This is a genomic window from Shewanella sp. GJ50-10 (assembly GCF_055808815.1).
On record NZ_JBVVSS010000001.1, the window covers coordinates 3,755,064 to 3,770,259 of the forward strand.

At 41.8% G+C, this 15,196-nt stretch carries 11 protein-coding genes; 8 read left to right on the top strand and 3 right to left on the bottom strand.

Annotated features, from left to right (window positions below):
• Positions 1–144 precede the first annotated feature (144 nt).
• Genes AC0L4E_RS15825 through AC0L4E_RS15835 form a run of 3 tightly spaced genes read left to right on the top strand, consistent with a single transcriptional unit; the run spans position 145 to position 2,196 of the window.
• The gene (locus AC0L4E_RS15825) at positions 145–489 is read left to right on the top strand and encodes a DUF4156 domain-containing protein (RefSeq protein ID WP_473680022.1); all 345 of its coding nucleotides are present in this window, start codon (positions 145–147) and stop codon (positions 487–489) included.
• Between the two features lie 59 nt (positions 490–548).
• Positions 549–1,565: an L-glyceraldehyde 3-phosphate reductase gene (gene mgrA, locus AC0L4E_RS15830; RefSeq protein WP_473680024.1), complete on the top strand. Its 1,017-nt coding sequence runs from the start codon at positions 549–551 to the stop codon at positions 1,563–1,565.
• A 10-nt stretch (positions 1,566–1,575) separates the two neighbouring features.
• The gene (locus tag AC0L4E_RS15835) at positions 1,576–2,196 is read left to right on the top strand and encodes a protein tyrosine phosphatase family protein (RefSeq protein ID WP_473680026.1); all 621 of its coding nucleotides are present in this window, start codon (positions 1,576–1,578) and stop codon (positions 2,194–2,196) included.
• A 44-nt stretch (positions 2,197–2,240) separates the two neighbouring features.
• On the opposite strand, the gene AC0L4E_RS15840 is transcribed toward AC0L4E_RS15835, so the two are convergent.
• Complete coding sequence (locus AC0L4E_RS15840; protein WP_473680028.1) at positions 2,241–3,029, bottom strand: TetR/AcrR family transcriptional regulator; 789 nt, start codon at positions 3,027–3,029, stop codon at positions 2,241–2,243.
• A gap of 314 nt (positions 3,030–3,343) precedes the next feature.
• Here AC0L4E_RS15840 and AC0L4E_RS15845 point away from each other — a divergent pair, with 314 nt between their 5' ends.
• The 5 genes from AC0L4E_RS15845 to AC0L4E_RS15865 all read left to right on the top strand — a co-directional run bounded on the left by AC0L4E_RS15845 (position 3,344) and on the right by AC0L4E_RS15865 (position 8,766).
• The gene (locus AC0L4E_RS15845) at positions 3,344–4,855 is read left to right on the top strand and encodes a flavocytochrome c (RefSeq protein ID WP_473680030.1); all 1,512 of its coding nucleotides are present in this window, start codon (positions 3,344–3,346) and stop codon (positions 4,853–4,855) included.
• Between the two features lie 11 nt (positions 4,856–4,866).
• On the top strand, positions 4,867–5,235 hold the full coding sequence (locus AC0L4E_RS15850; RefSeq protein WP_473680032.1) for a cytochrome c3 family protein: 369 nt from the start codon (positions 4,867–4,869) through the stop codon (positions 5,233–5,235).
• A gap of 44 nt (positions 5,236–5,279) precedes the next feature.
• Entirely contained in the window at positions 5,280–6,410 is a 1,131-nt protein-coding gene (locus AC0L4E_RS15855) for a porin family protein (protein WP_473680034.1), read from the top strand.
• Positions 6,411–6,632: 222 nt separating this feature from the next.
• Positions 6,633–7,733 (top strand): hypothetical protein, encoded by a 1,101-nt coding sequence (locus tag AC0L4E_RS15860; protein WP_473680036.1) that lies wholly within the window; start codon positions 6,633–6,635, stop codon positions 7,731–7,733.
• 292 nt (positions 7,734–8,025) lie between these two features.
• Positions 8,026–8,766, top strand: a complete 741-nt coding sequence (locus AC0L4E_RS15865; protein ID WP_473680038.1) for a cupin domain-containing protein — start codon at positions 8,026–8,028, stop codon at positions 8,764–8,766.
• A gap of 713 nt (positions 8,767–9,479) precedes the next feature.
• On the opposite strand, the gene AC0L4E_RS15870 is transcribed toward AC0L4E_RS15865, so the two are convergent.
• Positions 9,480–12,152 (bottom strand): TonB-dependent receptor domain-containing protein, encoded by a 2,673-nt coding sequence (locus tag AC0L4E_RS15870; RefSeq protein ID WP_473680040.1) that lies wholly within the window; start codon positions 12,150–12,152, stop codon positions 9,480–9,482.
• A 209-nt stretch (positions 12,153–12,361) separates the two neighbouring features.
• A complete protein-coding gene (locus tag AC0L4E_RS15875) occupies positions 12,362–15,193 on the bottom strand; it encodes a hypothetical protein (protein ID WP_473680042.1) in 2,832 nt (943 codons plus the stop codon).
• Positions 15,194–15,196 lie beyond the last annotated feature (3 nt).

Genomic DNA, 15,196 nt, shown 5'->3' on the forward strand with positions numbered 1-15,196 from the left:
CTAATGAATAGCATTAGTTTTGCCCGATTCACCTTGATGAATCCAATGCCATCTTTGCTATAACTAATACAAGTATAGATAGCACAAGCTGAACAGCCATTGAACTAGTTAAAAATGAACAGATTAAATTTTAATAGGGAAATTATGCAGCAAAGTAAATGTAGACTTTTAACATTGAGCTTGGTGTTAGCCATCATAACGAGCTTAAGTGGCTGTATCACCTTAGCCGCGCCGCAAACAGAAGAAATTGCAGTACTATGGTCAGAGCAAGGTGATATGGATGTTTGCGAACTAAAAGGCACCCTTATTGGCTCGCAAGGGCATTGGTATGATTACTTGTTCATCACCAATAAAGACCTAAGCCAAGGTGCGATTAACCAGTTGCGTAATGAAGCCAGTACCCTAGGCGCCAATACGATTTTTTTATACAAACCTAAAGCCTTTGCCACCTCGGTGACTTTTGTTGCTAATGCTTATGTATGCCCTTAAGTTAATACCAGCCAATTTACACTAACCCATTTTTATACACTTCATTTTTAGGATGATAAATGATTACTCACGAACCCACTTCACATTATGTTGCCAACCCTGAAAGATATAAAAATATGGCTTATGAACGTTGTGGTCGCAGCGGTATTCAATTGCCCAAATTATCATTAGGATTATGGCAAAACTTTGGCGCAGATGATCCTCGTTCCAATGCACGTAATATGCTGCAAACGGCTTTTGATAATGGCATCACTCATTTTGATTTAGCTAACAATTACGGCCCTCATTATGGCGCTGCAGAATCTACTTTTGGCTCAATCTATCAACAAGACTTTACGCCATATCGTGATGAGTTAATTATCTCAAGTAAAGCAGGCTACGATATGTGGCCTGGGCCTTATGGAATGGGCGGTTCGCGTAAGTATTTAGTCTCAAGTTGCGATCAAAGTCTTAAACGCACAGGACTCGAATATTTCGATATTTTTTATCATCATTGTATGGATCCAGACACCCCACTTGAAGAAACCATGCAAGCGCTGGATTATATTGTCCGTTCGGGGCGAGCCTTGTATGTGGGGATTTCAAACTATCAACCACAGCAGACTCAACAAGCTGTGGCGATTTTACGTCAATTAGGTACGCCATTACTGATCCACCAGCCACGCTACAATATGTTTGATCGTTGGATTGAAGATGGCCTCACTGATGTACTTAAGGCTGAAGGGGTAGGCTCTATTGTGTTTTCACCTCTGGCTCAAGGCGTATTAACTGACAAATATCTTAATGGCATCCCCGATGATTCTCGCGCTGCGCAGCAACATCAAATCTACCTCGCAGATAAAGATATTACCCCTGCAAGACTCGCTAAAGTTCAAGCCCTAAATGACATTGCTAAGCAACGCGGACAGTCTTTAGCGCAAATGGCTATTGCGTGGACATTAAATAATGATGCAGTCACGACCTGCTTAATCGGTGCTAGCCGCCCTGCACAAATCCTCGACTCGGTGAATACGCTCAATAAGCTTGATTTTAGCGAGCAAGAATTACTAGCCATCAATAACATCCTAAAGGAATAGGACCTAAACCATGAACAAGCAAATAACTCACAGTAAGACGTTTAATATTTCGCGCTTTAAGCAACTACAAAAATGGATCAATGGAATGATGGCAATGACAACAATGGTTAGTGCTTTAGCCTTGATTAATCCAGCAGCAGCGCAGATAAACCCTGCGCAACTGAATGATATTAAAGCGATAAAAATTAATAGCAGCCAAGTGATAACTGCAGGCTTACCAACAAGCGCTGAGTTTGAAACGCTCCAGCAAGCTGGTGTTGAAGTGGTGATTAACCTTATCCCGACCAATAACCCGAACTACTTGTCTGAAGAGCCCGCATTAGTGACCGACTCTGGGATGAAATATGAAAATATCGAAGTCGATTGGCAGCAACCAACAATAGAAAATGTTGAGCAGTTTTTTAGTGTGATGGAACAAAACAATGACAAGTCGATTTTAGTACATTGTGCAGCCAACTATCGCGCATCGGCCTTTTATTATTTATACCTTGCCACCCAAGGGATAGATGTCTCAGGCGAAGTATTAGAAGATACACTATCGCCTTGGGGAGACTTACAACAAAGCTTTGAGAAGTACCCGCAATGGCAAGCACTTATTGAAGAAGTAAAGCTTAAGTATTCTAGCCAGTAACTAACATTTTAGACGGTGAGCTCAGTAGCTTGTCTGAGCTCAAATTAGGCTTTGCTTGGGCAACCCAAACAAGCACTATCTTTCTCTTTGAGTGCTTCTGATAAATCTTTGCAAGCTTTACAGGTAAGATGCTTCTTATAGTTACGCTCAAAAAATCCGTTCGTTCGCTCTTCAAGGCTGAAATAAAGCTCTTGAGTTAATGGCTTCTTCCAGTTGTACTGCGCCATAAGCCTTGAAAGATGGCGATAATAGGTATTACGCTCATCTGATAAAAACTCTGGTGAAATGAGCTTACTTTCGAACTGAGTTAACGAACCCGTTAGATAAAAGGTAATCCCCTGAACCAATTCTTTAGCTTGCAACGGGGTCGCTTCAAGTTCGCCATTGGCAATCGCAAGGTTGACTGAATCCGTTAGCCATTGCCAAAAAGAATGGATACGACGTTTGAATAATTTCACCTTTTCATCGCTGGCCAATTTCCAAATCATCGCATTAACTGAAACCGAACGCAGAGTAAAAAAGCTTCTACTGCGCTTAATCGTTTCAAAGGTAAATAAAATTGGCAGTAGTAGCCTTTCTTGAGCGGTTAAATCAGGATTTTTATCAACAAATATTGGCATGTAATTAGACGTTGCACTTCGAAGAAACAAGCACACTAATACATCTTCTTTACGTTCAAAGAGTTTATACAAAGTACCAGTCGAACAGCCGACATCCTTCGCAATCTGTGAAAATTTAAATGACACAATTCCCTGAGATTCAATTAAAAGTTCAGCAACATCTAAAATTTGATCACACCTAAGATGTGTTAACGCGTCAGACGGACACTTCATTACAAATACCTAATACCTAATTTCCTTAATTATGCGCCTTACCACCTCTTAATAGGTATAAAACCGTTTAATAATCTGGATTGAATCACGTTCAAGGGCCTTTTTTAATGGGGTTTGTGAGTTACTTCATATCTTCAATTTCATTAGTCCTGTTTACAACTGTATTCCAAGTATCTCGGCGTTTACGTGTCGTGAACAATGTTCGAGATCGACTTCACGAATAAAATTGCCCCCCAAATAAAGCGTGATGTTGTTCAAATTTGGCTCTGTGTAATTTGTTTATCTTAGCTGCATCCAAATGCGAGGAAAGATAAATGCACAACAGACGTAACTTTTTGAAATTAAGCGCAGGCGCAGCAATCGGCGGCCTGACAGCAGCAATGCCAGCAAGTGCACAACAAAGTCAATGTAATGAAATTAACTGGGATGAATCAGTTGATGTACTTGTCGTCGGCTCTGGTTTTGCAGGTTTATCTGCAGCAATTAATACAAAAAGACAGCAAGTAGGTAGCGTACTGGTATTAGAGAAAATGCAAGTAATTGGTGGCAACTCAGCCATTAATGGTGGCTGGTTAGCTATCCCTAAAAACCCAATTCAGTTAGCACAAGGTATTAACGATGACTCGCCAGAAGAGCTAGTCAAAGACCAAATAATTTCTGGTCGCGGTATGCAAAATGTTGAAATGCTAAAAGTGATCGCCGATCGCGCATTAGACTCTTACGATCTCTGTATTGAAACTGGGGTTAAATTCCGCGAAGGCTTTAACATTCAAGTTGGTGGCCACAACAAAGCTCGTGCAATCAGAACTCAGCACGGCACAGGTGGTGATATCACCACTAAATTGTTTGAAGCCGGTAAAAAAGAAGGTGTGGAATATCGCTTACAACACTACATCGAAGACTTCATCATGGATGGTCAAGAGATTGTAGGTGTGAAGGTGATACAAAATTATCGCTTTCCAGATCTCAATACTGGCAAAACAATCTATATCAAAGCTAACAAAGCCGTTATCCTCGCGCACGGTGGATTTGCCCAGAACATGCAACTGCGAGAAGCAGTCGATCCTTCACTCGATCCAACACTAGATTGTACCAATGCTCATGGCGCGACAGGTGAAGTCACCTTAACAGCGATGGCTAAAGGTGCGCTGCCAGTTCATATGAATTTGATTCAAACCGGTCATTGGGGTTCTCCTGATGAAGGCGGATTCGGCTGGTCGAATGCTTTGCTTTCGATTGGTTGGCATCAAGGCGCAGCAATCAGTGTGCTTAACGGTAAACGCTTTATGGATGAGCGCGCTGACCGTAAGACCTGTTCTGAAGCCATTATGAAAAATCGCTATGAAGACAACAGTCCTGCTTACCCGATTGTATTGTTTAACTACGAAAACTACGCCGAAGATGACCGTGTAGTGCGCTCTTTGCGCGACAAAATGGCATGGAAAATCGACACACTTGATGAAGTTGCTAAGCAGTTCAATATTCCAGCAGCGGAATTAAAAAAGACAATAAAAGAATACAACCAACACGTTACTGACAGAACGGATCCATTATTCAATAGAAAAATGGACACCGCTGAAGTATTAACTGGACCGTTTGTTGTTTCACGTATTTGGCCGAAAGTGCATTACTGCATGGGCGGATTAAAAACAGATTTAGGTGGCCGCGTCATTGATGGCCGCACAATGAAACCAATCAGAAAAATGTATGCCATCGGTGAAGCAACTGGCGGTATTCATGGTGAAGCACGCCTAAGTTCTACCGCGTGTCTTGAATGCTTATCAATGGGCATCATCGTTTCTGAAACCATTAAATCTGATCTGTAGGCTGAATCACCATGAAAAAATTATTACTAATCGCTTTTGTATCATCTGCGTTTATGGCGACAGCTAATGCAGGCGAGTTATATACCGTAAAAGGTAAAACACAAGGCCGAGTGAACCACGAAATGCTTTATCAAGATGGCTGTAATACCTGCCATCAGGGTTCACCAAAAGCCAATACAACCGATGCAGCCTGTGTGGATTGTCATGGCACTGTCGAAACAATTGAAATTGATGAATCAATTTTGGCAGTACCTGAAGCACACCCGCATAAATCTATACATTACAACGAAGGGGCAAGCTGTTTAGCCTGCCATAGCGAACACACCAAGAAAGCACCTATTTGTGCCGATTGCCATCGCACCTGGTTTGAAGAAATGTAAATTACAAAAATATAAAAAATTACGAAATATAAAGGGAAATGAGAATGAAAAAATCCGCCAAGTTTGTGTTGTCGATGGTGGCTACAGCTGTTGCAATGTCTTCTGTGAATGTGATGGCAGAAGAACAAGAAGATGGCATTAATATCGGAGGCGCTGTTCGCGTAAATTACGCTTACAGAGACTACGATGAGTCTAATAAAGATAAGTTAGGCGAACTTGATTTTGATATGGCTGCCATTAAGTTTGATGGCAAAAAGGGAGACTGGGGGCTAAATGCGGAATACCGTTTTACCGCTGGTAGCAACTATATAAAATCAGGTTACGGCACCTACGATATCAGCCCTGAGTGGGAACTACAGTTTGGTATTAACAAAGTCCCATTCGGTAACCCTGAGTTCATCTCTAACAGTTGGTGGTTTGGTTTACCTTACTACCTAGGTTTTGAAGATAACCACGATGTAGGTATTAAAGCTTCTTATGATAATAATGGCTGGAATACAGACGTCGCGTTCTACAAAAACCCGGTTTATAGCGCAACTGAAAACAAACGTTATTCAGCTTCGTTATTCAGTGGCGAAATCAACGGCACTGAATACCACAACGAAGAAACTAACGGCTTTAACTTCAGACAAACCTATACCGCAGAGTATGAGGGTGGCTCGACAACATTTGGCGGTTCAGCTCAATATGGTCAAATCTATAACAGTGACACAGGCAACATGGGTGACCGTTACGCCGTAGCACTGCATTTAGACAGCACCTACAAAGGCTGGAACCTGCAGTTACAAGCGATGCAATATGAGTACGATGCAGCAGATTCTGCAGACGACAATAAAATTGGTATCGCAGTGGTTAGCTGGCAGTATGAAATTGCCTCAAAAGGCCAAGCATACAGCGCAAACATCGCTAAAACATTTGCCACTGATTTTGGTAGCGTTAAATGTTACAACGACTTTGGTTTAATGACCCCAGACGTTGCTGACGATAGCTACGACAACAGTATGCAAAACGTAACAGGTTGTGCAATATCAGCTGGAGCCACCTACACCATGGTTGACTTCATTCTTGGTAAAAACATGACTTTCTCTACCGCTAATAATGACCACGTTGGTTTGCCAGAAATCGGAAATGACTGGGACAAACGTATCAATATTAACTTCGGTTACTATTTCTAAACCCTAGCCATATAAAGGCTTAGAAGTAAGACTACTTAGAGAAAGGAAATAGCTGCAAGCATCAAATAACACTTGCAGCGATAAGAACTGAGTGCCAGCAGAAACACATTCATACTCCCATGTTTCTGCTGGAACTCCTTATTAACAATCATCAATTTTGAGTGGGCAACACTCGTTGTCATCACCGCTTAATTGGGCTCACGTCGAACTTTTACACTAACTATGAATATACGGAATATAGTCACACCTTTGTGTGCCTGTTTATCTTTGGGTGTGCCTTTTTCACACGCCATGGATGTTGAACTGGGTGGTTTTTTAAAAATGAATGCTCGTCATGTTAATGGTGATGTGGCATTTCAAGATAGTTGGACTGGCGGAGGCTCGGTATCTGAGCCTACTAAACGTACTCAATTTAGCGCACAAGAAACACGGCTCAACGCCAAAGTGTCTTCCGGTGATGTGAGTGGATTTGTGGAAGTCGATTTTGTCGGCTCATCACAAGGGAATGCGATAATTTCAAACTCTTATAGTCCGCGATTAAGGCATGCATTTATTGAATATCAAGATGTCATAGCTGGCCAAACTTGGTCAACCTTAGTCAATACCTCTGCCTTTGCAGAAACCGCTGATTTAGGCGGGCCATTAGTTGGTCAAGCCATGGTCAGACAAACCTTAATGCGTTACACCTATAACGATTGGCAATTTGCACTTGAAAACCCTTATACCTATGGCACTACCGAAGATCCATCACTTAATAATGAGTCAGAATGGATTGATACTCGCAACGATTATGTACCTGATTTTATTGTGCGTTATAACACGAAAGGCGATTGGGGTAATGTCTCAGCCTCTGGGATTATTCGCTATTTAGACCCTGACGACACTCAACAAGTCAGTACGGGAATTTCGTTGGCGGGTAAGTTCCACACTTTCGGCAAAGATGATCTGCGGATGCAACTACACTATGGCAATTTAGGCCGATATGTTGGTACTGATGCGGCCAAAGACATCATTGAAGGCGAATTAGAAACGACGCTATCCGCTATGGTGGCCTATCGTCATTTTTGGAATCAACGCTTACGTAGCACGGTATTTTTCGGCCATACCGCTACAGAAGTAGAGCAAACTCGTCGTAGCCACGTTGGCATAAACCTATTTACCAACTTAACCCCTCAACTGACCGTGGGTTTTGAAGTGGGTCAATATGCAATCAATGATAAAAACAGACCAGATATGAGTGTGCCGGTGGAAAATGGCCAGTCACAATATTTGCAATTCAGTATGCAGTTTTTTTCCATTAACGAGGACGATACTGAAAAATGAACAATAACAACTACAATATAATTAACTAATTTATTAAAGAGTTATTTATTCAGCATATTTACATGGGTATCTGAATTAATTATTTCGACTCAGCTATCGCTAATTACCTCAAACATTTGAAGGTATTCTCAATTAATAAGAAAGCGAGATAAGAGTCACGAATAAAATTGTCACTCAAAAGGGTACGTGATCTATTTCACCTTAAATTACTCCTTTTGTAATTATAGTAAAACCATATTAATTAAAAACGAATTTTAAATTTATATCTCACAGTTCTAAAATAGGATTAACAATGAAACTTAAGATGATTTTTGGTATTGCAGCGCTAGCATCTACTGCCGCTTTTGCACAAGGTCCACAATGTAACCATGCGCAACTTCCTTATCAGCAAGCAACGCCAATTCCTTTTGACAGCAGTGTACATGCGCCGCAAAACACCATGCCTGTTCAGTGTAGCAACCCTGAAGTAGAAGCTTATATCGCAGAGTGGGAAGCGGGTAACATTGATTTCAATACTATCCAAGCCAACGACAGTATCGCTAAAGATCAACGTTTTTGTAAAACATTAGATGATGATGGCAACGTTCTTGAAGCCAAAAACTGTGAAATCAAAAACTCTCCAGTGGGATACATTTGGAAAGACTTAGCTGACTCTCCAGTAGTTATTGGTATTACTAACGGCGGTAAATCAGATCACGCACCACACTTCCATGGTCAGCCTGAGTGTTATTACGTAGTTAATGGTAATAGTAAAACATTATCAGAAAACAAATTTCAGCCGCTAGAAAAAGGCCAATACTTCTATATTCCTGGCAATGCTATTCATAATACTCCAATTTTAGAAGATGAAGGATTAGGAGTAATGTACTGGTACCCTAATAATGCTAATTTCGATGGTTTTAAATATTACTGGCGTAACGATGTTAAAAACCTAAAAGTGGCTGAAGATGCTTTTGATCGTGTTGATGAAATACGTAAAAGAGATTTGAACTTAGGCCCTTACGGCACTAACGAAGAGTTTTTCAAGAAGTAACTGAATTAACTTAAACCCGAATATAAGTTAAATTAAAAAATTAACCTTCCCCCAAGTTAATTATCATCACTTAATTAAAAGCCATTTTATAAATATAAAGTGGCTTTTTTATTTTAAATAGTTAATTAACTGTTTTTAACGCTCTACGACTGACTACCCAAGCAGTTATGTGACTCAACCACTGGTCACTAACAACGAAATAGCCTCAGTGACATAAACAAAACGGCCACTTTCTTGTTCCAAAAGCTTTAAATTAGCTGGCCTAGTCTTTGTTTAATACTCTGTTTTTATTAGAAAACGACTGAGTTCCATAAAAAACGACCACTTTTTTGTTCCAAAAGCTTTAAACTAGCTGGCCTAGTCTTTGTTTAATACTCTGTGTTTATATGAAAAACGACTGAACCCCATAAACAAAACGGCCACTTTCTTGTTCCAAAAGAAAGTGGCCTAGTGCTTTAATTTAGCGATAAAAGGATGAGGTATTATCGCTAAAATTGAGCACTGATCTTGCTATTTTTACAGATAACTTCTTTGTTTAAAAACGCCTGTCTTAAATAACGTCTTATTAATAAAGAAGCGTGTAATGTCTAAAATGAAATGTTCCAGATCCCATATTAAACCATCACTATGTACTGGATTTTTAGCATTAAAAGGATGAAGTAATAATGCTAAAAATCAGTACCTTTGGCACTCTAGATTACCCACTGACTATTTTAGTATTGGTAATCAAACTGCAGAGTGAATTCTGTACCTGGCTCTTTTGCGTATACCACCACATCTTGTTGGTCGTATTCAGTCGTTTCGCCAAGGATATTCTTCACTTTAAACTTCACTCCAAAGCTTTCTGTTGGTAAGAAGCTATAAGTGAAATCTAAACTATGGAAAGGTTGCTCATAAACGTCATCTAAACCACCACGTCCACCATAAGCAATACGTTCACCAAAAACGTTATATACCAGTGTGGCACTATGAGATTCATTAGCTGAGTCATAGCTAAATTGCATGTTAGCAACCCATTCTGAATGACCTGTCATGCGGCGTTTATTGTTAGTTGGGTCAATCTCACCGTTGCCAGCGATTTCAATTTCTGAGTCACTCAAGGTTAAGTTGCCCGCAACAAAGAAGTCTTCCCAGAAACCGCCTTCAGTACCAATAAAACCAAGATCATGTAAAAACTCAGTTTCAATACCGTAAATCACCCCAGATTCTGCGTTATAGAACTTAAGCTGACGGCCAGCTTCAGAGATACGTTGAATCGCTTCAATCGGAGCATCAACATCTTTATAGAAGCCACCCACACTTAAGTTAGCGCCATCTTCTGAGTAGTATTCCCAGCGTAAATCTAAGTTATAAATATCTGAGCTTTCAAGCTCTGGATTACCGAAGAAATCAAAACCCGTTATAGGGTCTTGGAATCGCACAGGCGCAACTTCACGTAAGTCAGGACGTACTAAGGTTTTACTAGCGCCTAGACGCCATTGACTCATATCTGATGATTTCCAAGTCAATGATAATGACGGAAACCAGCCATCTTCAGCGATAGCGTAATCTTCCATGTCATAACGACCACCTTCATCCGATACCTCACCATCTGGTGTGAGTGGTAATGTCACGCGGCGAAAATCTTCATAGCGCACGCCTGCAACAAAGCGCCACACATCATCAAAATCGATATCAAGATTCACAAAGCCAGCATCAATCATTTCCGCTGCAATGTAATCTTCGGTATCGGTTGAGGCGTCTTTAAGTTCTAAATCAAGATTGTCGTTAGCAATGTTTTCATCTGAAAATATATTATCGAAATCACCCGATAAAATGTCGCCATTAGGATCGGTTGGGCTTAAGCCAACATCAAAACCGAGTCGGGTAGCGTAACTTTCACGGGTACGCTCAAAGTACTCATAACCACCGCTAATTTTTAGCACGTTCATGCCAAATTCAAACGGCAACGTTAAGTCAAACTTGTAGTTTTCGGTATTATCATCAAGACGACTATAAACGTATTTAGGTGCATCTTGAGTATTTAAGTTACGGCTGGTCATGTTATTTGCATCGTCAAATAACACGTTATAAGTGTATGAAAGCTCGTTAGGTGCGTAACGCTTAGAGCTCGCATTCGAGTACATCCAATTCGCTTCTAAATCCCATAGGTATTCGAAAAAGTGATTACCCTGAATTTGGTTACTAATCAGGTTACGCTCTTCGTAAGATACATCATAAACTTGCAATGCATTTGGCTCAGAAATGGTATCAATAGTTTCTTCAATGGCCACTGACACATCATCTGATGTATCACGTAAATAAGTCGAGAAAGTTTGAATTTTATGATCGTAACCAATCTCTAAACCTAGATTGAGCATGCCAGACATTTGCACGATTGAATCCGTGCCCACGACATCTTTTGAGTTTTCAATTTGTACGTTGTCAGCGTCACCGGCTAATTCAACTTCCGTTTTAGTGTAGTTTTCAGCTTGCTCTTTATAAGACACCGCCGTCATTGCACCAAAGATAATATCGTCAGTGATATCCCAGCGATCGCCAATAGCGATGTTGCCACGAATACCAGGGTCAGTGCTTTCAGTAAAAACCGTCATATCGCGATACATATCGCTGGCTAAGCCACGGTTAATTTCCTGCGCCTGGGCAAAATCAATTGTACCGTTTGAGCCAGTAACGATATCAATCGGGCTTATTCCGCCATACATGTTCGTGACATCATTAATGCTATTAGGCATGGCGCGAGTACCATCATCTTGTCCCATCCAGTCGTCACCGCCACCGTTATAAGTGTAGGTATCGTCTGAGTCATTGGTGTTATAACGACCACCTAATGAAACTTTAAAAAAGAAATCTGCAGGAATGGATTTAGTACGAATATCAACGTGACCACCACCAAATGCGGCTGGCGTACTGGCAGTACTTGCTTTTTGCACAGAAAGAGATTCAATAATAGATGCTGGGAACATATCCAGCGGAACCACGTTACGAGTAGGGTCTGGTGATGGCACAACGGCGCCATTTAAAGAAGTACTAGAATAACGTTCACCTAAACCACGCACATAAATAAACTTGCCATCTTTTAGGGTTAAACCTGTCACACGGCGAAGTGCAGCAGCGGCGTCACTGTCACCAGTACGAGAAATTTGGTCAGCACCCATGATATCTACCACGGTAGGTTGCTCGCGGCGTTCTTCAACTGCCGCAGATGCTGAAGTACGCAAACGACCTGTTACAGCAATTACTTCAATTGGGAAATCTTCACCTGGATCAACCGCAGGTGTTTCTTCCGAGTAAGCGGGTAGCGTTGTAAAAAGTGAGGCTGCAGAAATGGCAGTGACAACAGCTAGGCTTAGCTTGTTAGCGATAAAACTCGGCTTGGTTTTCATAGCGTTTTTCAATCCTGTACACAGTTCAGGTAGCGCCATCTTGATGCAGATTTGACTGTGGTGTCTTAGGCATCTATGGCAAATAAGAAACTTGGTTATTTCGTTTGTTTACTTTGGTTCATCAGGCTATTAAAAGCGCTCAGTGATTGAGTCTGACTGAGCGCTTTATCAACCATCAGGAATAGCCCTGATGGTTGAGACTTAGCCAGTTACTTAATAAAAGCCCAACCTTCACGCCAGTCAGTCTGGCCATCGAATGCACCGATATAATCAGTTGATTCGAAGAAGGTATCAGTTGTGCTCATATCAAGACCTGTACCCAGTAACACAGTGTCAGTTCCCGCTGGCATGCCATCGGTTAATGTCACTGCTTGCGCAGAGTTACCCGTTTGCGCCAAGAACCATGCTTCAGTGTCAACCGCATCAGTGGTTGCAGCATTGTCAGAGCTATACTTGAAAGGCTCGTTACAATCGATAACTGAGTGAGAAATCATTAATGACCCATCGTTAACATTGTCTACAAGACCTGCATAAGTGCCATCAAGCTCTAAACACTCACCTGATTCAGTATCAGACGTTGACCCTTTACGACCTTGAATCAATAAGTTGTGGATTGAAGCTGCTGTTGCAACACGAAGAATAATCCCTTCGCCTTTGTCGCCACTGGCGTTTTCAATATCAACACCCGGAAGGATTGTTACGTTTGAAATAGTAGGATTTGATACAGGCGTATCGTCAGTACCTTTATGGCTGTCACCTTCGAAACCACGGTTAGCTTGACCATCTTCGTGAGTGATATACACATATTGTGCTTTACCCTGCCAGCCGTTAGTCCAATCTAGGCTGTCATCGAAGTTATCAGTTAGATAAACGTATTTAAGATTGACCGCGCCGCCCCAGAACTCAACACCATCATCGCCGTTGGCATGCACTTGGATATGGTCAACTTGGGTTCCGCTACCGACAGCCGCAAACGAGATACCGTTCATTTCTTGGGTGTCGTTAACCTTAAAGCCTGCATACTTAACTACCACATAGCTGATTTGACCGCTGTTATCTGCATTGTCATTACCGCCGTATGGGAAATCGCCGACTTCAAATGATGCATCACAAGCGTTTTTATCAGGACAAGTATTGGTTTCACCGTTACCAAGTAGCACTAAACCACCCCATTGGCCGCGCTCACCTTCTGCGCCAGCAATCACATCTTGTTGCGATGTCATTACGATTGGGTGCTCAGCACTACCTTGAGCCATGATTTTTGAACCACGACTTACTGCAATGTAGCTGTTATCAGTAGCAAACATTTGTGTGCCAGCTTGAATAGCCAGTGTTGCAGAGTCAGTGTTATCACCACCTACAACAACCGCGCCGCCATCCACTTTATACATCACGTTTTGACCAGCAAGCAGTGTGGTATTCGTGGTGATGTTGCCTTGGATTGAACACACAAGTGTTACGCTGTCATCTTTATAAAGACCCGCAACCACTTCTTCAGACGTTGTACCAACAGGACAAGATGTTAATACTGGCAGCTCAGTTGGTGCAGGAGCTGCCTCTTCATGAATCGCAGTCGTCCAACCTGTCGTCCAATCTGTTGTACCGTCAAATGCACCGATATACTCAGCATCAACTAAACGGTCATCCATATTGGCTAAATCAGCCGCGCCGCCTGTTAAGGCAACTGAAGATGAGTTAGGGATGTAATCAGTTAAGTCTGATGCGCCAACCAAATTGCCTTCTTGCTCAAGGAACCATTGCTCAACATCAAGTGCGAGTTCGCGGCCTTCTGCAGCATCTGGTTTTGCATCTTTAAACGGCTCAATACAATCGATCAAGCTGTTTTGCATGTTTAAGTTGCCAGCTTCAGCGGTAGTAACAGTGTTATCGTCATTGACTTCTAAACACTCGCCAGAATCAACATCGCCTTTAACTAGCATGTTGTAAGCATCAACTGCAGTGCCTTTACGAAATAAAATACCTTCCGCGTCGTCACCGCCACTATTGGTGCCATTGGCTACTTGAATGGTAAAGTTAGCTAGAGTTGGACGAGATTGTGGTTCGGCATCTGCGCTACTATTGCTGTCAGCTTCAATACCACGGTTTGAACCGTTATCTTCTTGGCGGATGTAAACGTGTTGCGCGCTACCCTGCCAACCGTTAGTCCAATCTAATGAATCATCAAAGTTTTCAGTTAACACGACATGTGAAAGTGAAACGTTACCGCCCCAGAATTCAACGCCGTCATCGTTATTTTTATGAATTTGAATATGGTCAACCGTAGTGCCAGCGCCGACTGCAGCAAATGAGATACCGTTCATTTCTTGAGTATCGTTGATTTTAAAACCACCAAACTCAACACGGACGTATTGAATAACACCTGAATTATCTTCAGTGTCATCACCACCATAACTGTGGCTGCCGACTTCAAAAGCGGCATCACAACTGGTTAAATCAGGACATGAGTTAACTGGTGCATTGCCTAAAAGCACTAAACCGCCCCACTGACCTGCTTCACCTTCTTGGCCAAGCGCTGATTCCAGTGAAGTAAATACGATAGGCGCTTCAGCAGTACCTTCAGCCATGATTTTTGAGTCACGACTAATCACTAAATAAGACTCGCTACCACCCACTATTTTAGTGCCTGCCATAACTGACAATTCAACTGAATCCGCTTTATCACCACCCGCGATAACAGCGCCATCAAGCATCCAAACAACATCATTACCTAGAATGATTTTGTCACCATCTTGGCCACCAACATCAACAGTTGAAGCTGCAGTTGAAGGAGCAAGTGTGCCTGATAACACCCAAACTTCTTTACCGTCGATCGCAGCAATTGTTGCACTCTTCTCAGCAAAACCACCGTAAGCTGCTTCCTGATCTGATACGTCAGGAGTCGTTGGCGTATCTGGAGTTGTTGGCGTTTCCGTGTCAGAACCAGTATCGATATTGATATCACCACCACAACCAGCAAGAAGTAAGGTTGCAGAAAGTGCAGCAGATACTGCGTTAAGTTTAAAAATGTTTTTCAGTTCCATTGT

Coding starts and splice junctions, on each gene's coding strand:
- mgrA (WP_473680024.1), top strand. CDS start 549: ATGATTACTCACGAACCCACTTCACATTATGTTGCCAACCCTGAAAGA.
- AC0L4E_RS15835 (WP_473680026.1), top strand. CDS start 1,576: ATGAACAAGCAAATAACTCACAGTAAGACGTTTAATATTTCGCGCTTT.
- AC0L4E_RS15860 (WP_473680036.1), top strand. CDS start 6,633: ATGAATATACGGAATATAGTCACACCTTTGTGTGCCTGTTTATCTTTG.
- AC0L4E_RS15865 (WP_473680038.1), top strand. CDS start 8,026: ATGAAACTTAAGATGATTTTTGGTATTGCAGCGCTAGCATCTACTGCC.
- AC0L4E_RS15855 (WP_473680034.1), top strand. CDS start 5,280: ATGAAAAAATCCGCCAAGTTTGTGTTGTCGATGGTGGCTACAGCTGTT.
- AC0L4E_RS15850 (WP_473680032.1), top strand. CDS start 4,867: ATGAAAAAATTATTACTAATCGCTTTTGTATCATCTGCGTTTATGGCG.
- AC0L4E_RS15845 (WP_473680030.1), top strand. CDS start 3,344: ATGCACAACAGACGTAACTTTTTGAAATTAAGCGCAGGCGCAGCAATC.
- AC0L4E_RS15840 (WP_473680028.1), bottom strand. CDS start 3,029: ATGAAGTGTCCGTCTGACGCGTTAACACATCTTAGGTGTGATCAAATT.
- AC0L4E_RS15875 (WP_473680042.1), bottom strand. CDS start 15,193: ATGGAACTGAAAAACATTTTTAAACTTAACGCAGTATCTGCTGCACTT.
- AC0L4E_RS15870 (WP_473680040.1), bottom strand. CDS start 12,152: ATGAAAACCAAGCCGAGTTTTATCGCTAACAAGCTAAGCCTAGCTGTT.
- AC0L4E_RS15825 (WP_473680022.1), top strand. CDS start 145: ATGCAGCAAAGTAAATGTAGACTTTTAACATTGAGCTTGGTGTTAGCC.